This is a genomic window from Ramlibacter sp. PS3R-8 (assembly GCF_037572435.1).
GTDB lineage: Bacteria > Pseudomonadota > Gammaproteobacteria > Burkholderiales > Burkholderiaceae_C > Ramlibacter.
This window is the reverse complement of record NZ_JBBHGT010000001.1, coordinates 702,882-724,602: the sequence shown is the minus strand read 5'-3', so window position 1 is coordinate 724,602 and position 21,721 is coordinate 702,882. Positions and strand designations below refer to the sequence as shown.

Genomic DNA, 21,721 nt, shown 5'->3' with positions numbered 1-21,721 from the left:
TGGCTAGCCCGAGAGGCCGACGAAGACGTTCTGCACGTCGTCATGCGCGTCGATGGCGGCCAGGAAAGCTTCCACCTCCTGCAGCTCCGCCGGCGCCAGGCTGGCCGGATCGACCGGGTTCTTCGCCTTGTAGCCCAGCTTGGCGGACAGCACGGTGAAGCCCTGCGCCGGCAGCGCGCGGCTGACCAGATCCAGGTCGGTGGCGTCCGTGAGAAACAGCGTGGTGCCTTCCTCTTCCCCCGGCTCGAAGTCCTGCGCACCGGCTTCGATCGCGGCCGCCTCGGGGTCGGCCCCGGGCTTCGCGGGCTCCGCTTCGATCATGCCGACGTGGTCGAAGTCCCACGACACCGAGCCGGACGTGCCCAGCTGCCCTTTGCGAAAGAGCACGCGCATCTCGGGGGCCGTGCGGTTCACGTTGTCCGTGAGGCATTCGACCATCAGCGGCACGCGGTGCGGCGCGAAGCCTTCGTAGACCACATGCTCGAAGTGCACGGTCTCGCCCGTGAGCCCCGCGCCTTTCTTGATCGCCCGGTCCAGCGTGTCCTTGGGCATGGAGGCCTTGCGGGCCTGTTCCACCACCAGGCGCAGGCGGGAGTTGCTGGCGGGGTCCGCGCCGCCGCGCGCCGCCACCATGATGTCCTTGGCCAGCCGTCCGAACAGCTTGCCCCTGGCGTCTGCGGCCTGCGCCTTGCCCTTGGCCTTCCACTGCGCACCCATGTCGATGTCCCTGAAGTGAAAGGCAAGTTTCTCAGATTCGGGGACGGCGCTCTCCGGGGGCGTCACCGACAATGGACGCATGAGCGAAACCGAACACAGTGGCGACAGGATCACCGAAGCCAGGCTATGGCGCGACAACGGCTGGACCGCGCGCGTGATCAAGAACGACGATGACGACGGCTGGGCCGTCGCCATGACGCCGGACGGCCAGGTGGAGCCGGCGCTGGTGGGACCCTGGACGATGGGCCGGGACAAGAAGAATCCCAAGCCGCTGGACACCTCTGCCTTCCACACATTGGTCAAGACCGCAACGGAGTTCGTCCGCAGGCACGAGCAGCAACTGCACGCGACCCTGCACCAGCGCGTGGAGATCGACCACCGGGGCGCTCGCGTGGAAGTGCTGCTGGACATCGAGCCGGATGAGGAAAATCCGACCGCGACGCTGCGTGCGATGGATGCGGACGGCGCGGTGCTGGCCGAAGTGAAGGTGCCGCCGTCGTTCAAGCTCACGCGCAGCAGCGCATCGGCGTGGGCGGAGGCGGGCTTCAGCGCGCGGGTGTCATGACCTGAGGCAGATAACCCTGGCGGACTTGCGCCCCACCCCGGTCGAAGGGCGCATCGAGCGCGCCGATTGTCTCGCGACGACAACAAAGCTTCATCCCTCGGTCGCTGATTCCGGAACAACAGCACATCGTGCGGTGCCACGCTCGTGTTGCGACTAGCTCGATGTACATCCAGCGGGCTAAGATACAAATGCATACAAACGCGGCGGATAGCGGCCGCAAACAAAAGTAAAACGGAGTGATTGCTGCTCAGCCAGGAGCGCATCCGCTTTGGCGCGAGCCTCTAACTCAAGGACCCGACAGTGGCTGACATGACATTGGTCTTGTGCATCCTGATGAGCGCGTACTTCATACGCGGGATCACAGGCTTCGGTTCCGGCCTGATCTCCGTACCGCTGCTGGCGCTGTCCCAGCCGCTCCAGTTTGCAGTGCCGCTCGTCCTCGCGCTCGACTTCACGGCATCGCTGGTGCTGGGCACGAGCAACCGGCAGAAGGCGAACTGGCGCGAGATCAAGTTATTGCTGCCGTTCGGAATCATCGGCGCCTGTGCCGGCGCCTTCGCCCTGCTGAGTCTTCCGACCCAGCCGGTGTTGGTGGCGCTGGGAGCCTTCACGATGTTCTTCGGGTTTCGCAACATCTTCGGGCTGCAGCCCGTGGGGCTGTTGTCGCGCGGCTGGGCGATCCCCGCGGGACTGGCCGGCGGCGCCGCCGGCACGCTGTTCGGCACCGGCGGCCCGCCCTACATCATGTACCTGACGCGCCGACTCCTGGACAAGGGGGAGGTGCGTTCCACGTTCTCGTGGCTGTTCGCGCTGGACGGCGGATTCCGGCTCGTGGTGTTCCTGTTCGCCGGCCTCCTGCTCGAGCCCAAGCTCCAGATCGCCTATCTCCTGGGGCTCGCTCCCATGGCGATCGGTCTCTACATCGGCAACAAGGTCCACCTGGACATGACCAGTGAAGGCATGTTGAAAGTGGTGGGCGCGCTGCTGGTGCTGAACGGCGCGATGTTGTTCCTGAAAGCGGCAATTTGATGGCGAGGTTTGTCATGGTCGGAAGAGCAATCAGGTATGCGGTGTCGATGCTGGCCATGGCAGCCGCCATGCACTCGGCGGGCGCCGCTGCGGAGCAGGCGTATGCCTTCAATGTCCTGAACCAGCGCAGCATCGCGCTGACCGCGCAGTACTGGAACCCTATTCTCACGTACGTGAGCAATCAAAGCGGGGTGCCGCTGGAGCTGAAGCTGGCGAAGACGGCCAAGGATGGCAACGCCATGGCCGAAATGGGCAAGTACGACTTCCTCTACACCAACCATTTCTTTACCCCGGCACGCGACCGCCTCGGCTACAAGGTCATCGCGCGCCCGGCCGGCCCCGGGATCCGGTCGGAAATCGTGGTGCCGATGAATTCGCCGATCCAGACGCTGGCGGACCTGGACGGCAAGGAAGTCGCCTTCGTATCGCCGGACGCATTCGCCGGTTACTGGCTGCCGCTGGATGCGCTCCTGAAAGCCAAGGTGAGCGCCAAGATCGTGTTCGCCGGCAACCAGGAAGCCGCGTCCGCACAGCTGAAGATCAACAAGGTTGCGGCCGCTGGCGTCAACAGCTCGGTCATGGCGCGTTACGCGCGCCGCGAGGGATTCGAGTACCGCGCGCTCTGGACTTCGGAGCTCTACCAGGACCTGTGCATCATGGCCAATCCCAAGGTGCCCCCGAACAAGGTGGCCGCGGTCAGGGCCGCGTTCATCAACATGGTCAAGGACCCCGCAGGCCGCCAGATCCTCGAGGCCGGTGCCGAACTGCTCAAGAGCAACAGCGAGCTGGGCTTCGTCGCCGCCGAGAACGTCGACTACGACAACTACCGCAAGTTCTACAGGACCACGCAAGTCAAATAAGTCTGCGCCGCTGAAGACCCGAGGGGAAGCGAATGAAGAACATACGCGGAATCCGATTCTGGAAGTCCTGGGGGTTGATTTCGCGCCTCATGGTTGCCGTGGGGATCGCGATCATCGTCGGCGGCGGCGTGCAGACCGTCCTGCTGGTGGCCGAAGGTGCGACCGAGCATTCCGCCCGGCTGCTGCGCGAGCAGACCGAAGCCCTGGCCTTCCTCGCGCCGCTGGTTGCCGACCAGGCGCTCATCGGTGAATACGCGGCGATCAGCCAGCTGCTGGCCAACCAGGTCAGGAAAGGCGAGATCGCCAAGTTCTCCTGGACCGACAAGGAGGGCAAGACGCTGGTCGCCAAGGACGCGCCGGACGTGCTCGTCGCGCCGCGCTGGTTCGCGAACGTCGCCGCCATCGAACACGTCGGACAAAGTCTCGAGGTCACGGCGGGCGGGGTGGGCTACGGAGAGCTCAGCGCCGAGATGTCGTCCATCAAGGCGCACAACCGGCTTTGGCATCAGTTCGTCAAGCAGCTGCAGATCGTGGCCGTGACGCTGTTCCTGATGCTGCAGTTCATCTGGTTGATCTTCCGGGGCAATCTGGGCACGCTGCGCATGCTGGCCGAAAGCGCGAACCGCTTCAGCCGGGGCGACCATGCGGTGCGCATCGATGCCGCGGGCGCGCCGGAAGTCGTCCAGGCCGCCGAAGCGTTCAACAACATGGCGGACAACATCGAGGGACTGCTTGCCTCGACCAAGCGAAGCGAGGAAGCGCTGCGCCTGGCGCGCGAAGCGGCGGAAGCGGCCAACCACGCGAAAAGCTCGTTCCTCGCCAGGATGAGCCACGAGATCCGCACGCCCATGAACGGCGTCCTGGGCATGACGGAGCTCCTGCTGGAAACCGGGCTCACGAGCACCCAGCGCAAGTACGCCGAAACCGTGCAGCGCTCGGGCACGAACCTGCTCGACATCATCAATGACCTCCTGGACTTCTCGAAGATCGAAGCCGGAAAGCTCGAGCTCGAGAATGTCGACATGGATCTGCGCACGACGATCGAGGACATCGTCGAGCTCCTTGCCGAGCGCGCCCATCTCCAGGGCCTGGAGCTTGCCTGCAGCATTCCGCCGGACCTGGTGACCCACGTCAAGGGAGACCCGCTGCGCCTGGGCCAGGTGCTGACCAACCTGGTGGGCAACGCGATCAAGTTCACGCGGCAGGGCGCAGTCGTCATCCGCGTGGCCAGCATCGCGGAGGACAGCAAGAAGGTCACGGCACGCTTCGAAGTCACCGACACCGGCGACGGCATCAGCGAAGAAGCGCAAACCCGGATCTTCGACGAGTTTTCGCAGGCCGATGGATCGACGACCCGCAAGCACGGCGGCTCCGGGCTCGGCCTCGCGATCAGCAAGCAGCTCGTGGAAATGATGGGCGGCCAGATCCACGTCCAGTCCACGCTCGGAGCCGGCGCCACGTTCTGGTTCACCTGCAGCTTCGACAAGCAGAACGGGCAATCGCATGAGGATTCCCATTCCGTGCCGCTGGGGATGCTGACGGGCGTGCGCGCGCTCATCGTCGAATCGACCTCCGTCACGCGCGGCATCCTCCAGTCGCAGATGAGCAACTGGGGAATGACCAACCGGGTCGCCGAAACGCCGGCACAGGCCATCGAGCTGCTGGAGAATGCCGCGGCACGAAGCGTTCCCTACGACATGGTTGTCATCGACCTCGGGTCGTTGGACGCGGACTCCCTCAAGCTCGCGCGCACGATCAGGTCACGCACCGACATCTCCAAGGTGCGCCTGGTCATCCTGACCCGCCGCCTTGCGGATGTCAGGGCCGCAGGCAGGGCGGATATCGACGCCTGCCTCGAGAAGCCGGTGCGCCAGTCGGTGCTGTACGACTGCCTGGTGAATGTCATGTCCGGCCAGCCGCAGGAGACGCACTCGGCGCCGGCCGTCCTGGAGCCCCTGGCGACGCCGCCGACCGCAATTCGCGGCAAGATCCTGCTGGTGGAAGACAACGTCGTCAACCAGATGGTCGCGCTCGGCATGCTGCAGATGCACGGCTACGACGTGACAGTCGCGGGCAATGGCAGGGAAGCGGTGGATGCCCACGCGCAAGCCGCCTTCGACCTGATCCTGATGGATTGCCACATGCCCGAGATGGACGGCTTCGCGGCCACGAAGCAGATCCGCGACCGAGAGCGCTCGTCGATCGGAAAGCGCGTGCCCATCGTCGCATTGACGGCCAACGCCATGGCGCAGGATCGTGAAGACTGCCTGGCCGCCGGCATGGACGACCATCTGAGCAAGCCCTTCAGCCGGGTGACGATGCAGGAAACGCTCGATCGCTGGATCCCCCGGTCGGCGTCCAGGCAAGCCGAGGCCGCGCAGCCCGCGGCGGCGGCGAACGAGGGGGCCGCAGTCCTGGACCGGGAAGCGCTGGAGCAACTCGGCAAGCTGGTCCTGAACAGCAAACCCGACCTGCTCGCCCGCGTGATCAATTCTTACCTGGTCGAATCGCCGAAGCTGATCCAGACGCTGAAGCAGGCGGCGGACGCGAACGACGCGCATGGGATCGCCCGCTCCGCTCATTCGCTCCGATCGAGCAGCGCGTACGTGGGCGCGCGGGTGCTGAGCCGGTATTGCGAGGACATCGAGGCGTCGGCGCGCCGCTCCGACACCGAAGAAGCCCGCAGGATCTTCGCGATGCTCCACGCCGAGCATGGCCGCGTCCAGGCCGCGCTGACCGCGGAAACGCTGGTGGGCTACACCAACATCCGCTTCAGCAAGAGCGAGCGCGGCGGTTCGAAATCGGTGGACCCTTCACTCGCCCCGCGCAATCCGGGCCTGGTCTGAAAGAAAGATATGTCGATCGCGTATACCCCCATCACCCCGGCCATCGGCGCCCGCGTCGAAGGCGTTTCGCTGTCCAACATCACCGCGGGCGACTTCGAGCGGCTGTACGCCATCTGGCAGCGGCACCACGTGATCGTCCTGCGGAACCAGGAACTGACGAATCCGCAGTTCGAACGTTTCTCCGCGATGCTCGGTGAGCTCGACCCGCCACCCAACCAGGGCGCCGGGCGAAAGAGCGTTCCAGGGCACCCGAACCTGTACGTGGTTTCCAACCGCAAGGACGGGACGGGTGAGCCCATCGGCGCGCTCGGCGACGGCGAGGCGCAATGGCATACCGACATGTCCTACCTTGCGCGGCCGCCTTTCGCGTCGATGCTGTGGTCCATCGAGCTGCCGGATGCGGGTGGCGACACGTGCTTCGCATCCATGCCGGCCGCGCTGCGCTCGATGCCGCAGCAGCTGGTCGAGCGCATCGAGCGCATCATGATCAAGCACGACGGCACCTACGACAGCGGCGGCAATGTGCGCAAGGGCGTGACGCCCACCGACGACCCGATGCATTCGCCGGGCACGCCGCATCCGGTGGTCATCGAGCAGCCTGAAACTCGTGAGCGCACCTTGTACCTCGGGCGCCGGCGCAACGCTTACATCCCGGGGCTGTCGCTGCAGGACTCCGAGGCGCTGCTCGACGAGATCTGGGGCTACGCGACGGCGCCGCAGGTGACGATGCGCCACCAGTGGCGGCTGGGCGACGTCGTGCTGTGGAACAACTTCACGACCATGCACCGGCGCGACGCTTTTCCAGCGGACCAGTTCCGGACGCTGCATCGATCGCAGATCAAGGGCAAGTACGTTCCCACGGCGGCAGCACAGGAGGAGAGAGCATGATTTCGCGTCGCGCATTCAGCAGGGCACTGGCAACGGCACCTGCATTCGGCTACGCTGCGTCTTCGCAGGCGCAGGACAACTATCCCGACCGGCCGATCCGGCTGGTCGTGGGCCTGGCACCCGGCGGCCTTGCGGACATCACCGCGCGCTTCATCGCGCCGCGCCTCGGAGACATCCTGGGCAGGAGCGTCCTGGTGGAAAACCGCACGGGCGCCGGAGGCGCGATCGCGACCCGAGCGGTGGCGGCCAGCGCACCCGACGGCTACACCTTGCTGATGGCGTTCGACGGCACGCACGTGACGCTGCCTGCCGCCAATCCCGGCATCGGGTTCGACCCGGTGAACGACTTCGCGATGATCGGCAAGGTGGTCGACGCGCCTGTGCTGGTCACGGCGCATCCGAGTTTCCCGGCCCGCGACTTCGGCGAGTTCATCACGCTCTCGCGCAGTTCCATAGGCTCCGGCGTGGGCAGCCGCGTGTACGACTACGGCACGTCCGGCGTCGCCAGCACCGGCCACCTCACCATGGAATTGCTCAAGCAGCGCCTGGGCATCTTCGCCGTGCATATCCCGTACCGGGGAGGCGGCGACGCCCGCGCCCAGGTGCTGGGCCGGCAGATCCCGTTGATGCTGGCGGGGGTGCCGGCCACCTCCGGGGACATACGGGCCGGCCTGCTCAAGGGCCTGGCGGTCACCAGCGCCCAGCGCTCTCACGTGCTGCCCGGTGTTCCGGCGCTTGCCGAGCTGGGCTACAAGGAGATGGCCGGCATCGACATCAACTCGTGGGTCGGTCTCATGGCCCCCGCTCGGACCCCGCCTTCCATTGTTGCAAGGCTCGACGCTGCGCTGCGGCAGACGCTGGCGACCGACGAAGTGCACACCCGGTTGCTCAACTCCGGCTCGACGCCGGTGAAGAGTTCGCCCGAAATCTTCAAGTCGCAAGTCGCCGGCGACCTCGCACGCTGGAAAGGCGTGATCCGCGATTCGCACCTGCGGCTGGACGCCTGAGCGCGGCCGACAGCGCCTGCAAAGTGTTCGCGCTGCTGCCTGGGCACTGCCGCCCGGGCAGCCAGCCGTCAGGGCGTCGTCTTCTTCTCGCCCTGCTTCATCGGCCCGGTGGGCGACTTGCTGGAGCGCCCGGTCTTCCTGGCCGCGGCCTTGTCCGAAACCGTGCCGCTCGAATGCGTTTTCTTCGTGGAAGAGGTCTTCCCACCCTTGCTGTCCTTGGTCGACTGGGGCATGTGATTCCTTCGTGTTGCCTGGCCGGACCATTCCGGCAAGGGGTACCGTAAGCGATCCAGCTGCGCAGGCTTGTGAGAAATGAGCCCGTCATCCTCCGGCCTTTCGCTGCTCCCTGAGCCAGCCCTTGAGGGACTCGACGTCGAGGGCCATCCTGCATTGGCGGCGCAGGAGCAAAAGCTCGCTGCGCAACCTCTGCGTTTCGGACGAGACCAGGCGATCGGCCTTCGCGGCCCGCAGCCCTGACCCGGGCGCGGCGCCCACCGCTTCGCGGAAGGAGGCCTCGAGCCCGCGCGTCTCGGCTTGCAACTGCGCCAGTTGCTCCTCCAGGACCGTGACGTAGTTCTTCAGCCGCTGGCCATCGAGCGCTGCTGGCCGCGTCGCGTCCAGCTGTTCGGCCTCGACCTGCAATTCCAGCAGCGCCAGCAGGTTCCCGTCGGCATGGGCCTGGTTGGCCGCCTGCATCAGAGTCGTCTTGCGCTGGCGCGCCCGCGCATCCGGCTCGCGGTCGGGATGGAGCGCGCTTGCCAGTTTGCGGTACATGTCGCGTACCGACTGGGACACCTCTCGCGCCGCCGCGGCGCGGCGCTTGTGCACGGTCGCCGACCGGCGGGCCGCCGCCCGTTGCTCGCGCTGTGCTGCCGCAGCTTGCGCCAGGGCCTCCCAGTCCGCAGCGGACTCGGCCTCTGGCGGAGGATCGCGGTCACCGCTGGCAGCGCCGCGAGCGGTTTCTGGACCATGGCGCGCCAGGAGGGGCGCAACCTGCGCATCGAAGTCCCCCGCTTCCAGCAAAGCCGTTGCCGATGCACGGAGCATGTCGCTCAGCTGCTCCCGCTCGCCGCGGGCCAGCCCGGGCTGCAGGCTCGCCGCGTCCAGCACGCCGACCCACTCGCGCAGTGCCGCCAGCACTTCGCGGCGGACAGGTTCGACGGCCTGGTCGAACCGGACCATTCTCTCTTTCCACTCGGCCAGCGCCGTGCGCCACAGCGCCACCTCCCGCACCAGCGTGTGGAAGCGCTCCTGCTGCTGGCTCGGTTGCGATTCGGCGTTGCCCGCCTGGATGTCGAAAGCCTGGCGAGTCATCCGTTGCGCGCGCTGAACACCACCCGTTCAGGGCGGCCGGCGACGGCGAGTGTCGCCACCACTTCGGGCGTCTGCGCCAGCAGCTTGCCCTTGCGCCACACCGTCAGGCGATTGGCGCGCAGGCGGATGGCGTCGCCCGGATCGCGTGCCTGCAGCAGCACGAAGCTGGCGTCGCAGCCGGCCTCGAGCCCGTAGTTCTGCAGGTGCATCACCTTCGCGGCGTTGACCGTGATGGCGTCGAAGCAGGCGCGGATGCCTTGCCGGCTGGTCATCTGGGCCACGTGCAGGCCCATGTGCGCGGCCTCCAGCATGTCGGCCGAGCCCATGCCGTACCAGGGGTCCATGACGCAGTCGTGGCCGAAGGCGACGGTCACGCCCGCGGCCATCAACTCCGGCACGCGCGTCATGCCGCGCCGCTTGGGATACGTGTCGTGCCGGCCCTGCAACGTGATGTTGATCAGCGGATTGGCCACCACGCTGACGCCGCTTTGCGCGATCAGCGGGATGAGCTTGCTGGCGTAGTAGTTGTCCATGCTGTGCATGGAGGTGCAGTGGCTGCCGTTGACGCGGCCCTGCAGGCCCAGGCGCTGCGCCTCGAAAGCCAGCGTCTCGATGTGGCGCGACATCGGGTCGTCGGTTTCGTCGCAGTGCATGTCCACCAGCAGGCCGCGGCGCGCCGCCGTCTCGCACAGCAGCTTGACGCTGGCGGTGCCCTGTTCCATGGTGCGTTCGAAGTGCGGGATGCCGCCGACCACGTCCACGCCGAGGTCCAGCGCGCGATGCAGGTTGTCGACGCCGCCGTCCGAGCGCAGCACGCCGTCCTGCGGAAAGGCGACCAGTTGCAGGTCGATGTAGGGCGCGACGCGCTTCTTCACCTCCAGCATCGCCTCCACCGGCAGCAGGCTCGGGTCGCTGGTATCGACGTGGCTGCGGATCGCCAGCAGCCCGCGCGCCACGGCCCAGTCGCAGTAGGCCAGCGCGCGCTCGATCATGTCCTCGGCCTTGAGCAGCGGCTTGAGCTCGCCCCACAGCGCGATGCCTTCCAGCAGCGTGCCGCTTTCGTTGACGCGCGGCAGGCCGTAGCTGAGCGTCGCATCCATGTGGAAGTGCGGGTCGCAAAAAGGCGGCGACAGCAGGTAGCCGCCCGCATCGACCGTCTCGCGTGCGGGCGCCCGCAACCCCGGCGTCACTTCCGAGATGCGGCCGTCCTGCACGGCGACGGACATGCCGGTGCGGCCGTCGGGCAGCGTGGCGTTCGTGACCAGCAGATCGAGCATCTATCGTTCTCCCTTGCGATACGGCTTCATCAGCGCCTGAGGATACGCCGCGCGCCGGGCCACCAGCACCAGCGCCAGGATCGACAGCGCGTACGGCAGCATCAGGTACACCTGGTAGGGCAGCACTGCGGCGCCCGATTGCTGCAGGCGCAGCTGCAGCGCATCGAAGAAGGCGAAGAGCAGGGCGCCCAGCAACGCCTTGCCAGGCCGCCACGAGGCGAACACCACCAGCGCCACGCAGATCCAGCCCCGGCCGTTGACCATGTTGAAGTAGAACGAGTTGAAGGCGGAAAGGGTGAGGAAGGCGCCGGCCACGCCCATGAGCGCCGAACCCGCGATCACCGCGGTGCTGCGCGCGCCCAGCACGGAGATGCCCTGGCTTTCCGCCGCCTGCGGGTTCTCGCCCACCATGCGCAGTGCCAGGCCCGCGGGCGTGCGATAGAGCAGCCAGCCCATCACCGGAACCAGCAGCAGCGCCAGCAAGGTCAGCGGTGTCTGTGCCGACAGGATCGGGATGCCGAGGCCTTCCATGGGCGCGAACGGCGTCACGGTGGGCGGCGTGTTCACCTTCGGGAAACTCACGCGGTAGGCATAGGCACTCAGCGCCGTGGCCAGCAAGGTGATGCCCAGGCCCGAGACGTGCTGCGACAGCGCGAGCGCCACGGTCAGGAAGGCGTGCAGGGCGCCGAAGGCCATGCCGGTCAGGGCCGCCACCGCGACGCCGGCCCAGAGCGGCAGCCCCAGGTAGACGGCCAGCCAGCCGCTGAAGGCGCCGGCGACCATGATCCCCTCGATGCCGAGGTTCAGGACCCCCGCGCGCTCGCACAGCAGCACCCCGAGTGTGCCGAACACCAGCGGCGTGGCGATGCGCAGCACCGCGCCCCACAGCGCAGGGTTGGCCAGGATGTCGAGGAATTCGCCCATCACTTCCAGCGCAAGCGGTATTGCGCCAGCAGCGTCGCCACCAGCACCGAGATCAGGGACGCGGCGACGATGACATCGGCGATGTACGTGGGCACGCCGATCGCGCGGCTCATGGTGTCGGCGCCGACCAGCACGCCGGCCACGAAGATGGCCGCTGCCATCAAGGCCAGCGGGTGCAGGGCGCCGAGCATGGCGATGACGATGCCGCTGTAGCCATAGCCCGGTGACATGTCCAGGGTGACGTAGCCCGCGCGGCCGGCGACCTCGATCGCGCCCGCCAGTCCCGCGATCGCGCCCGACAGCGTGGCCACCAGCACGATCGTGCGCAGGGGGGGCACGCCGGCGAAGGCGGCCGCGCGCGGATTCGCGCCGAGGGCGCGCACGTCGAAGCCGAACACGCTGTACTTCAGGACGGCCCACAGCGCCAGCGCCAACGCGGCCGCCCCCAGCAGCCCGGTGTGCAGGCGGGTGCCCGCGACCAGCTTGCCGAGTTCGAGCTCGCCTTGCAGCGCCACGCTCTGCGGCCAGCCCATGGCGGTGGGGTCCTTCATCGCCCCGTCGAGCAGCGCCGACACGCCGAGCAGCACGATGAAATTCAGCAGCAGCGTGGTGACCACTTCATCGACGCCGAGTCTGGCTTTCAGCAGCGCGGGCCCGAGCAGCAGCAGCGCGCCGGCCAATGCCGCCGCCAGGAACATCAGGACCATCAGCACCGGGACGGGCGCGGCGAAACCGTCGCCGCCATGCAGGCCGCCCACGGCGACGGCAGCCAGCGCGCCCGCATACAGCTGGCCTTCGCCGCCGATGTTGAACAGGCGCGCCTTGAAGGCCACCGCTGCCGCCAGCCCGGTGAGGATCAGGGGCGTCGCGCGCGTCAGCGTCTCGGTCCAGGCGAACACCGAGCCGAATCCGCCCCGGACCAGTGCCGCCCATGTGGGCGCCACCGGGGCGCCGGCCCAGAGCACGAGCAGGGAGCTGATCGCCAGGGTGAACGCGATGGCGCCGATCGGCGCGAGCGCAAGGGCGAGCGGGGAGGTTTGCTGGCGTTTTTCGAGCCTCATGGCGCACCTGCCATGGCCAGCCCGATGGACTCGCGCGTCCACGCACTCCCGGCGCGCGTCGGGGTCAGGTGGCCGGCATGCATCACGGCGATGCGGTCGCCCAGCGCCATCACTTCGTCGAGGTCGTCGGAGATCAGCAACACTGCGGCGCCGGCATCGCGGGCGCGCAGCAACTGTTGCTGCACGTAAGCCACGGCGCCGACGTCCAGCCCCCAGGTGGGCTGGTGCGCAACGATCAGGCGTGGCGACGATCCGTCCGGCGCCAGCAGCGCACGGCCGAGGATCAGCTTTTGCATGTTGCCGCCGGACAGCGAGCGCGCCGGTGAGTCCAGGCCGGCGCCGCGCACGTCGAAGGCCTGCTCGATCGCGTGCGCATGCGCGCGGGCGGCCTGGCGGCGAATCCAGGGGCCGCGGCGGAAGGCCGGCGTGCGCAATCGCTCGGACACGGCGTTTTCCCACACTGGCAGGTCGCCGATGACACCCGTCCCGTGACGGTCCTCGGGGATGCGGGCGATGCCCTCGGCCGGCAGCCGCAACTTGCCGGAGGACGGCGTGCGCAACCCGCTCAACAATTCGGCCAGTGCAAGCTGCCCGTTGCCGGAGACCCCCGCGATCGCGGTGATCTCGCCGGCGCGCAGCGCGAGGCTCACGCTTTCCAGCCGCTCGCGACCGCTGCCGGTGCTGACGTCTTCCAGCACGCACACCGCATCACCCCGCCGGGCGGCCGCGCTGCGGGTGGGCAGCGCCACGTCCTGCCCCACCATCCAGCGCGCCAGTTCCTGGGCGCTGGTCTCCCGCGCGCGTGCGTCGGCGACGCGGCGGCCGCCGCGCAGCACCACCACGCGGTCGGCCACGCGCATCACCTCGGCGAGCTTGTGGCTGATGAAGATGACGGACAGGCCTTGCCGCACCAGGTCGGCCAGGGTCGCGAAAAGCGATTCGCTTTCCTGCGGCGTCAGCACCGCGGTCGGCTCGTCCAGGATCAGGATGCGCGCGCCGCGGTACAGCGCCTTGAGGATCTCGACGCGCTGACGCTCGCCGACCGACAGCGTGGCCACCTGCGCATCGGGCGAGACCTGCAGGCCGAAACGCTGCGCCACGTCCAGCAATTTCGCCCGTGCCGCGCGCCGCCGGCTGAAGGGCTGCCACAGAGGCTCGGTGCCCAGCAGCACGTTGTCCAGCACGCCCAGGTTGTCCGCCAGGGTGAAGTGCTGGTGGACCATGCCGATGCCGGCGTCGAGGGCGGCGCGTGGCTGGCCGAGCGGCAAGTCGCGCCCGAACGCCTCGATGCGCCCCGCATCCGGCGTGTAGTGGCCGAAGAGGATGGACACCAGCGTGGACTTGCCCGCCCCGTTCTCGCCGAGCAGGGCCAGCACCTCGCCGGCGCCGAGCTCCAGCGAGATCGCGTCGTTGGCCACCAGCGCGCCGAAGCGCTTGGTGATCCCTTGCATCCGCAGCACCGGGGCTGCAGCCGTCATCGCCAGGCCGCGAGGAAGGCCAGCAGCACGCGGGCCGAATTGTCCGCGGCGATCTTCAGGAAGGTGCCCATCTCGTTCTCGCCTTCGCCGCCGCCGGCCAGGTCGCTGAGCGAGCGGAAGGCGATGTACGGGACGCCATTGGCATACGCGACGTGCGCGATGGCCGCCGTCTCCATGTCCAGCACGTTGGCCTGGAAGGTCTTGAAGATGTAGTCGCGCAAGGCCGCGTTGTCGACGAAAGCGGACCCCGACACGCCGGTGCCGCCTGGCACCACGCCGGGCGTGCGGCTCAGGCAGCGGCGGTCGGCGTCGCAGCGTTCCAGCGTGACGCTGCCGCGCAGGCGCTCGGCGACCTGCAGCATGGCCGGGTCGGCATCGAACCAGAACTTGCGTTCCGTCCCCGTGCGGCCGGCGGAGCGAACCTCCACCGGGCGCGGATGCCACAAGCCGAAGTTGGGCACGGTGGCGTCGCGCATCCACCCGGGCGGCTGGTAGCGGCCCGGCGCCGTCTCGCGCGCGGCCAGCACTTCGAGGTACTGGCCCCAGCGATGGGCCACCGTCACGTCGCCCACGCCCAGGCCCGGATTCACGCCGCCCGCAATGCCGCTGACGACGATGTGCGAGATGCGAAAGCGGTCCAGCGCCAGCTGCGTGGTCATGGCCGCATTGGTCATGCTGATGCCGCTGAGGAAGACCACCACCGGCTTGCCCTGCAGCATGCCGGTGGTGAATTCCACGCCGTTGACGGTGTGCCTGCGTTGCTGCTCCACCCGCGACAGCAGCGGCACCAGCTCCGGTGGGAAGGCGGAGATCACGGCGATGCGCGGCGTGGCGTCCAGGCGCACGGCGTCCGCCGATGCCGCGCTGCCGGCCGGCGCCGTGGCGCATCCGGCCTGCAACAACGCCGCCGTGGCGATGCACGCCGCGGCCAGGAGGCGGCAGAAAGTCAGCATGGACCTGGCCTTACTTTGCCGTGGACTTCGGCTGGCTGTCGTCCACCTTGACGGCGAACCTGCCTTCCTGGATCGCCTTTTCCTTGGCGCGCATCTTGGTGACGATGTCCGCAGGAATCTTCTTCTCGAAGGTGCCCAGTGGCGCCAGCTCCGAGCCCTTGAACTTCATGGTGGAGTACTGGCCATAGTCCTCGGCCGCGAACTTGCCGTCCTTGACCATCTTCAATGCACGGTCGATCGTCGGCTCCATGTTCCACAGCGCGGAGGTCACCACCGTCTCGGGGTACTTGTCCTGCGTGTTGATCACGTTGCCCACCGCCAGCTTGCCGCGCTCCTTGGCCGCATCCGACACGCCGAAGCGTTCGGCGTACAGCACGTCGGCGCCCTTGTCGATCATGGCGAAAGCCGCTTCCTTGGCCTTGGGCGGGTCGAACCAGCTGTTGATGAAGGTGACGGTGAACTCCACCTTGGGATTGGTTTCCCTGGCGCCGGCCATGAAGGCGTGCATCAGGCGGTTGACTTCCGGGATCGGGAAGCCGCCGACCAGGCCGATCTTGTTGGACTTGGTCATGCCGCCGGCAATCATGCCGCTCAGGTAGGCCGGCTCCTGGATGTAGTTGTCGAACACGCTGAAGTTGGGCGCCTGCGGCTTGCCCGAAGATCCCATGAGGAAGGAGACCTTGGGGAAGTCCTTCGCCACCTTGCGAGCCGCCGCTTCCACCGCGAAGGATTCGCCGATGATCAGCTGGTTGCCGCCGGTGGCGTATTCGCGCAGGACCCGCTCGTAATCGGCGTTGGCCACGTTCTCGCTGGCCTTGTACTCGATCTCGCCGCGCCCCTCGGCGGCCTTGAGTGCCTTGTGGATGCGGCTGACCCATTGCTGCTCGAAGGGGACCGTGTAGACGGCAGCGACCTTCATCTTGGCCTGCGCGAGCGCCAGGCCAGGGGCGGCGGCGGCCAGGGCGGCCGCGAGGGCGAGCAGGTGACGGCGGGTAGGGATCATGGGGTTTCTTCTCCGGGTTGTACAGGGTGGGCAGGCGGGCAGGAGCGGGATGCAAGCGTCATGCCAGAGGCGCGCCGCGTCAAGAGGGGACACGCGGGTTCACGACGGCGCCAGGTCGAAGGCCCGCTCGACGAACCACCAGGCCGCGAGCAGCGCCACCAGCAGGGAGCCGAAGCGCAGCACCCCCACGCGGTAGAACGAAGTGGCGCGCAGGGCAAAGGCCACCGGCAGGAAGAGGGCGACGATGGCGAGCTGCCCGATCTCCACGCCGACGTTGAATCCCACCAATGCCAGGGCCAGGGCCCCCTGGGGCAGTCCCAGGTCGGCCAGCACGGAGGCGAAGCCGAACCCGTGCACCAGGCCGAACACGAAGGCCATCACCCAGCGCCTGCGGTCCACCGTGCCGCGCAGGTTGTTCAGTGAGGCCAGCACCACCGAGGCGGCGATGACGGACTCCACGACGCGCGAGGGCAGGCTGACGAAGCCCAGCGCCGCCAGGCTGAGCGTGATGGAGTGGGCCACGGTGAAGGCGGTCACCACCTTCAGCACTTCCACCGCCGCGATCTTCAGGCTGGGCGTCGGGGCCCAGCGCCGATCGGCGCGCACCAGCACCGCCGGCAGCAGCAGCGCCACCAGGAAGAGGATGTGGTCGAAACCGATCCAGATGTGCCAGATGCCTTCCACGACGTACTGGCGCAGGGTTTCGAACGCACTCGGCGCTGCCAGCTTCAGGTCCTGCGTGGCCGAGTCGCTGGCGAACACCAGCGCCTGCGGCGACGACGCGCCGGCGGGGGTCCATTGGACGAGGCCGCGATGCGTGGGGTCCACGTCGAACAGCAACGAATACGCCACCTTCACGCTGTCGGCCATGCGGCTGCAGCTCGCTTGCAGCGTCAGCACGGCGTAGGTGCCGTCGCTGTGCCGGTCCAGCATCAGCGGCGCCGCGGTTCGCAGCGCACAGGCCTGGGCCGCCGAGGAGACGGCCAGTCGCGACAGCGCCAGCTTCTCGATGTCCGCGCTGCGCAGGCGCACCTCGCCCCACGTCAGCTCGCCGTTGCCGTCCTGGTCCAGCTGCAGCACGTAGTCGAGGTCGCGCAGGGCGACATCCCAGCGCACCGCGATGCCCGCATCGTCGCCGCGCAGGGTGAGGTAGCTGTCGCTGGGTTTGTGGGCCAGGGCGCCAGTTGCGCACATCAGCATCGCGATGAACAGGTAGGCCGGTGGTGAGCGCGTCAGCCGAACCCCGGTGCAATGCGTGGCACCGGGGTTCGCCTTCGGACTCACCGCCGGCCTACAGAGCCAGGCCCAGACGCGCCAAGACTTCACTTCAACCTCTCCGCCAACTGCCGCAATACCGGATCCTCGTACCCGCTCTCCCGCAGCCAGGCAAGCGCGGGTTCCGCGTCCTTCGGCTTGCTGGCGGCCAACGCGGAGCGCAGCAACACCTCGGCGTCCCGCGCTTCCTTCTGCCGCGCGTAATTGTTCTTCGCATGGGCCAGCGCGGCGGCCGCATCGTTCTCCAGCTCCAGCGCCCAGCGCGCGGCCTCCTGTTCGTGCAGGCGATCGCCACGCAGCGCAGCGTCCCGGAAGCGGTCGCGCAACTGGGCCTGCCAATCCTGGGCCCGCGGATCCCGGGCGGCACGACCCGCCAGCGCGAGCCGCAGCAGCAGCACGTCGGAGCGCTCCCAGCCGGCCAGCAACTGGAGGACTTCCCGCGGCCTGCCGCGCTCCAGCAGGAAGTCCGCATACGAGCCGAGCAGGAACTGGTCGGTGATCCCCTGGGCAAGCGCGGCGCGGTAGTGCCGCTCGGCATCTTCCCGGCGCTGCAGCCGCACGGCCATTTCCGCCAGGCGCGTCTGCGCCCACAGCATCAACGCCGGCGGTGCATCCTGCTCGTCGGCGACGGCCCGCGACAACATTCCATAGGCGGGCTCCAGTTGCCCCGTGGCCGCCCGCACATAGGCGGTGCAGCCGGCGGCAAACAGCGGACTCGCGAGCTTCTCCAGCTGCGCGCACTCCGCCGCCGCGCGGTCGTACCGGGCCTGCACCATGTGGATGGCGGCCCGCCAGGCGACAGGCTCCACCGCGCGCGGGTCGGCCTGGCTGGCGCGCTGCAAGCTGGCGATGGCGCCGTCGAAGTCGTGGCTGTACTGCTGCAACTGGCCGCGCACCAGCCAGTAGCGGCCGTCGGTGGGAGCCGTCTTCTCCAGCGGGGCGATGGCGGCCGCCGCATAGCCGACGTAGCGTGGATCGCCCTGCGCCATCGCCAGGGCGAAGTAGCGTTCGCCGATGTCCAGCCGCAGCGCTGCGTCACCGGGGCGCGACGCGAGCTGGCGCCGCAAGGACTCCACGGTGCGAACCGTCGGATCGCCGGCCGCCGGCAGCCGCTCCACCACTTGGCCGTCACTCGCGGGCGTGAACGGCGCGGCGTGCGCGGCAGCGGCCAGCAGCCACGGTACGGCCATCGCCGCAAGGGCGAAGAGGCGGGTCCTCACGCGAGGCCGGACTACTTGGTTCCGAACATGCGGTCGCCAGCGTCACCCAGGCCCGGCAGGATGTACCCGTGGTCGTTGAGCTGGCGGTCGATGGCGGCGGTGTAGATCGGCACGTCCGGGTGCGCCTTCTGCAGCGCGGCCACGCCTTCGGGGCAGGTGAGCAGGCAGACGAACTTGATCGACTTGGGATTGAGTTCCTTCAGGCGTTCCACGGCCGCGATGGCGGAGTTGCCGGTGGCCAGCATCGGGTCCACCACGATGATGTCGCGCTCCTCCACGTTGTGGGGCAGCTTGAAGTAATACTCCACCGCCATCAGCGTCTTGGGATCGCGGTACAAGCCGATGTGGCCCACGCGCGCGCCGGGCACCACGCTGAGCATGCCGTCCAGGATGCCGGTGCCGGCGCGCAGGATCGAGACGAACACCAGCTTCTTGCCGTCGATCACGCGGGTCTTCATCTTTTCCAGCGGAGTCTCCATCTCCACTTCCTGCATCGGCATGTCGCGCGTGACCTCGTAGGCCATGAGCATCGACAGTTCGTTGAGCAGGCGGCGAAAGCTGTTGGTGCTGGCTTCCTTGTTCCGCATCAGCGACAGCTTGTGCTGCACCAGCGGGTGGTCGATCACGTGCACGTTGTTGGACTTCGTCATGTTGCTTTCCGCTTCCTTCTTCAAAACACGGTGCCGTCGCTGGCCACGCGCAAGGGCGGCAGGCCGCCGCGATGGCGCTGCGCCAGCTCGCGCCCGGCCGCCCAGGTGCCGCCTTCCAGCACGCAGGCCAAGGGCAGGCGCTGCGCGTCGAGGTGCAGCAGCTTGCGCACCTCGACGGCCACTTCGTCCAGCAGGGCGACGGTGAGCGCGCGCCATTCGACGATCAACTCGTCGCCCGGCTGCCAGAGCGCGCGCGCGGCGCCCTCGTCGCGCAGGCGCAGCACGCCGGTGTCCAGCAGCAGGCCGCCGTTGCGGTATTCGGGCAGGCCGGTCAGCGCGTCGAGCCCTCGCACCTGCACGCCCGACCACGCGAACGGCTCCAGCAGCGAGTAGGTGAGCCACTGGGACAGTTTGTGGAACGGCACCCAGCCGTCGGACAGGCCGTCGCCTCGCACCGCTGCGTGGCGCCAGCAGTCGCCGAGCGGGATGGTGCCGATCGCGTTGCTGGCCGGCCAGATGCCGGAGCAGGCCAGCAGGATCTGCGACAGGATGTCGTGCGCCGCCACGTCCGCCGTGCGCGGGACGTCCGGGCCGAGCGGGGAGACGAGCAGGTCGAAGATGCCGGCGGGCCGGCCGTCCTGGCCGAAGATCTCCGGCTGCTCGCTCATCGCCTCGCCCAGCCGGCGCAACAGGATGGCGCGGCCTTCCAGGCCCACCAGAGGGTTGTTGCCGCGCACCTGGAAGGCGGCGGCGAGGTGGTCGGTCTGCAGCGCCCGCAGGCCTTGCGCATCGGCCTGCAGCGGATGGTCCTTGTCGCTGGAGAAGAGGCCGGCCGTGAAAGCGTGGAAGCTGGCGACGCCCAGGCCTTCGGAGCGGGTGAAGCCCTGGCCGCTGGCGGACTCGGTGTAGCTCCAGTCGGCGCCGGCGCCCGCGTCCAGCAGCACGCTGATGAAGGTGAGGTCCACCATCGCGTGGGCGCGGCTGGTGGGCGGCAGCCCCGCCATCAGCCGGTCGAGCTCGCCCTTGCGGTCGACGCCGCCCGCTTCCAGGTGGCGCCAGCGGCTGTGGAAAGGAATGTGCCCCTTGGGATAGCGACGGCGCGTCGCGTCGGCGACTTCACGCGCGGCGGTCGCGATCGCGCCTTCGTCCACCGTGAACCAGGTCGAGCCGCCTTCGCGCGCGCGGGCCAGCAATTGGCCGCAGCGGTCGCGGATCGCGGGCGTCGTCCGCAACGTGGCGGCCGCGGCCTGGGCCGCGCCATGCTGCGATGTGCTCATAACCCGCGGCCCTTGGCTTGCTTGAGCTCCTCCGCGTCGGGAACCGCGCCGGGCGTGAAATAGCCCGCCGCCTTCTTGGCGTCCATCTCCACGCGGGCATCCGCGGGGATCAGCGACTCCGGGATGTCCACGCGCTCGCCGACTTCGATGCCCTGGCCGGTGATCGCGTCGTACTTCATGTTGCTCATGGAGACGAGGCGGTGGATCTTCCTGATGCCCAGCCAGTGCAGCACGTCGGGCATCAGTTCCTGGAACCGCATGTCCTGCACGCCGGCCACGCATTCGGTGCGTGCGAAGTACTGGTCCGCCGTGTCGCCGCCCACCTGGCGCTTGCGGGCGTTGTAGACCAGGAACTTGGTGACTTCGCCGAGCGCGCGTCCTTCCTTGCGGGAGTACGCCACCAGCCCCACCCCGCCGCGCTGCGCGCCCTGGATGCATTCCTCGATGGCGTGCGTCAGGTACGGGCGGCAGGTGCAGATGTCGGAGCCGAATACGTCCGAGCCGTTGCACTCGTCATGCACGCGGGCCGTCAGCTCCACCTGCGGGTTGCCCAGGTCCTGCGGGTCGCCGAAGATGTAGATGGTCTGGCCGCCGATGGGGGGCAGGAACACCTCGAGGTCGCTGCGGGTCACGAGCTCGGGGTACATCCCGCCGGTTTCCTCGAACAGCACGCGGCGCAGGTCGGATTCGGAACAGCCGAAGCGCCTGGCCACGCCGGGCAACCACCACACCGGCTCGATGGCGGCCTTGGTCACCACGGCCGCTCCGCCGTCGGTGAGGAACTTGCCGTCGGCCTTCAGGCGGCCGGCCTGCAGCGCCTCGATCACCTCCGGCAGGATGACGTGCGCCTTGGTGACTGCGATGGTCGGGCGGATGTCGTAGCCGGCCGCCAGCTCGCCTGCGAACACGTCGGCCACGGTGGCACCCCAGGGGTCCAGGCTGACGATCTTGCTGGCGTCGGTCCACTGCGGGTAGGGGCCGATGCGGTCGGTGGGCGACGTGTTGGTGAGGTCGGCCTTGTGCTCGCGGCTCAAGGCCCCGGCCGCGACGGCCAACGCGCGGTAGACGCTGTACGAGCCGCTGTGCGTGCCGATGACGTTGCGGTGCGCGCGCTTGGTCGTCGTGCCGACGATGGGCCCGCGCTCCGCCGGCGTGGCGGCACCCCACGTGATGGGCAGGGCGCCCTGGCCGCCCGCGTGCGAGGTCAGCCGGATGTGGCGGGGAGACGGTGCTTCGGGCGGCATGGGATGGACCAGTTCAAAAGGGCACTCTAGCAAAAGGCAGGGGGCACGCCGCCCGGCGCACTTTGCGCACCGCGCGTCGGTGTCTCATCGCCCGAACGGGTGATGTGCCGAACTGTAAACCTTCGTTACCGTT

At 68.4% G+C, this 21,721-nt stretch carries 20 protein-coding genes; 6 read left to right on the top strand and 14 right to left on the bottom strand.

Annotated features, from left to right (window positions below):
* Positions 1-3: 3 nt before the first annotated feature.
* Positions 4-717 carry a YebC/PmpR family DNA-binding transcriptional regulator gene (locus tag WG902_RS03380; RefSeq protein ID WP_340058505.1) on the bottom strand — a complete coding sequence of 238 codons (714 nt, stop codon included), beginning with the start codon at positions 715-717 and terminating at the stop codon, positions 4-6.
* Positions 718-796: 79 nt separating this feature from the next.
* Between WG902_RS03380 and WG902_RS03375 the strand changes: the two genes are divergently transcribed.
* From WG902_RS03375 to WG902_RS03350, 6 genes are all read left to right on the top strand, one after another.
* Positions 797-1,282, top strand: coding sequence for a hypothetical protein (locus WG902_RS03375; RefSeq protein WP_340058504.1), 486 nt, complete (start codon positions 797-799; stop codon positions 1,280-1,282).
* Between the two features lie 309 nt (positions 1,283-1,591).
* Positions 1,592-2,311 (top strand): sulfite exporter TauE/SafE family protein, encoded by a 720-nt coding sequence (locus WG902_RS03370; protein ID WP_340058503.1) that lies wholly within the window; start codon positions 1,592-1,594, stop codon positions 2,309-2,311.
* A 14-nt stretch (positions 2,312-2,325) separates the two neighbouring features.
* Positions 2,326-3,171 (top strand): phosphate/phosphite/phosphonate ABC transporter substrate-binding protein, encoded by an 846-nt coding sequence (locus WG902_RS03365; protein ID WP_340058502.1) that lies wholly within the window; start codon positions 2,326-2,328, stop codon positions 3,169-3,171.
* A gap of 32 nt (positions 3,172-3,203) precedes the next feature.
* Positions 3,204-6,017, top strand: a complete 2,814-nt coding sequence (locus tag WG902_RS03360; RefSeq protein WP_340058500.1) for a hybrid sensor histidine kinase/response regulator — start codon at positions 3,204-3,206, stop codon at positions 6,015-6,017.
* A 9-nt stretch (positions 6,018-6,026) separates the two neighbouring features.
* The gene (locus tag WG902_RS03355) at positions 6,027-6,905 is read left to right on the top strand and encodes a TauD/TfdA dioxygenase family protein (RefSeq protein WP_340058499.1); all 879 of its coding nucleotides are present in this window, start codon (positions 6,027-6,029) and stop codon (positions 6,903-6,905) included.
* Positions 6,902-7,912 (top strand): Bug family tripartite tricarboxylate transporter substrate binding protein, encoded by a 1,011-nt coding sequence (locus WG902_RS03350; protein ID WP_340058498.1) that lies wholly within the window; start codon positions 6,902-6,904, stop codon positions 7,910-7,912. The genes WG902_RS03355 and WG902_RS03350 overlap by 4 nt, the downstream gene beginning before the upstream one ends.
* A gap of 68 nt (positions 7,913-7,980) precedes the next feature.
* Here the strand turns inward: WG902_RS03350 and WG902_RS03345 are convergent, their stop codons facing one another.
* From WG902_RS03345 to WG902_RS03285, 13 genes are all read right to left on the bottom strand, one after another.
* Complete coding sequence (locus tag WG902_RS03345; protein WP_340058496.1) at positions 7,981-8,145, bottom strand: hypothetical protein; 165 nt, start codon at positions 8,143-8,145, stop codon at positions 7,981-7,983.
* Between the two features lie 88 nt (positions 8,146-8,233).
* Positions 8,234-9,226, bottom strand: coding sequence for a hypothetical protein (locus WG902_RS03340; RefSeq protein ID WP_340058494.1), 993 nt, complete (start codon positions 9,224-9,226; stop codon positions 8,234-8,236).
* Positions 9,223-10,503, bottom strand: coding sequence for an amidohydrolase family protein (locus WG902_RS03335; protein ID WP_340058493.1), 1,281 nt, complete (start codon positions 10,501-10,503; stop codon positions 9,223-9,225). The genes WG902_RS03340 and WG902_RS03335 overlap by 4 nt, the downstream gene beginning before the upstream one ends.
* On the bottom strand, positions 10,504-11,427 hold the full coding sequence (locus WG902_RS03330; RefSeq protein WP_340058492.1) for an ABC transporter permease: 924 nt from the start codon (positions 11,425-11,427) through the stop codon (positions 10,504-10,506).
* Complete coding sequence (locus WG902_RS03325; protein ID WP_340058491.1) at positions 11,427-12,488, bottom strand: ABC transporter permease; 1,062 nt, start codon at positions 12,486-12,488, stop codon at positions 11,427-11,429. Before WG902_RS03325 ends, WG902_RS03330 begins: the two co-directional genes overlap by 1 nt.
* Positions 12,485-13,966 (bottom strand): ABC transporter ATP-binding protein, encoded by a 1,482-nt coding sequence (locus WG902_RS03320; protein WP_340058489.1) that lies wholly within the window; start codon positions 13,964-13,966, stop codon positions 12,485-12,487. Before WG902_RS03320 ends, WG902_RS03325 begins: the two co-directional genes overlap by 4 nt.
* Positions 13,963-14,919 (bottom strand): 5'-methylthioadenosine/S-adenosylhomocysteine nucleosidase, encoded by a 957-nt coding sequence (locus WG902_RS03315; protein ID WP_340058488.1) that lies wholly within the window; start codon positions 14,917-14,919, stop codon positions 13,963-13,965. Before WG902_RS03315 ends, WG902_RS03320 begins: the two co-directional genes overlap by 4 nt.
* Positions 14,920-14,929: 10 nt before the next feature.
* Complete coding sequence (locus WG902_RS03310; protein WP_340058486.1) at positions 14,930-15,922, bottom strand: BMP family protein; 993 nt, start codon at positions 15,920-15,922, stop codon at positions 14,930-14,932.
* A 99-nt stretch (positions 15,923-16,021) separates the two neighbouring features.
* Positions 16,022-17,248 carry a HupE/UreJ family protein gene (locus tag WG902_RS03305; protein ID WP_340058485.1) on the bottom strand — a complete coding sequence of 409 codons (1,227 nt, stop codon included), beginning with the start codon at positions 17,246-17,248 and terminating at the stop codon, positions 16,022-16,024.
* Positions 17,245-18,417 carry a tetratricopeptide repeat protein gene (locus tag WG902_RS03300; RefSeq protein WP_340058483.1) on the bottom strand — a complete coding sequence of 391 codons (1,173 nt, stop codon included), beginning with the start codon at positions 18,415-18,417 and terminating at the stop codon, positions 17,245-17,247. The genes WG902_RS03305 and WG902_RS03300 overlap by 4 nt, the downstream gene beginning before the upstream one ends.
* 11 nt (positions 18,418-18,428) lie before the next feature.
* Positions 18,429-19,067, bottom strand: a complete 639-nt coding sequence (gene upp / locus WG902_RS03295; protein WP_340058482.1) for a uracil phosphoribosyltransferase — start codon at positions 19,065-19,067, stop codon at positions 18,429-18,431.
* Positions 19,068-19,087: 20 nt separating this feature from the next.
* Positions 19,088-20,344 carry a URC4/urg3 family protein gene (locus tag WG902_RS03290; protein WP_340058481.1) on the bottom strand — a complete coding sequence of 419 codons (1,257 nt, stop codon included), beginning with the start codon at positions 20,342-20,344 and terminating at the stop codon, positions 19,088-19,090.
* Positions 20,341-21,588: a GTP cyclohydrolase II gene (locus WG902_RS03285; RefSeq protein ID WP_340058480.1), complete on the bottom strand. Its 1,248-nt coding sequence runs from the start codon at positions 21,586-21,588 to the stop codon at positions 20,341-20,343. Before WG902_RS03285 ends, WG902_RS03290 begins: the two co-directional genes overlap by 4 nt.
* Positions 21,589-21,721 lie beyond the last annotated feature (133 nt).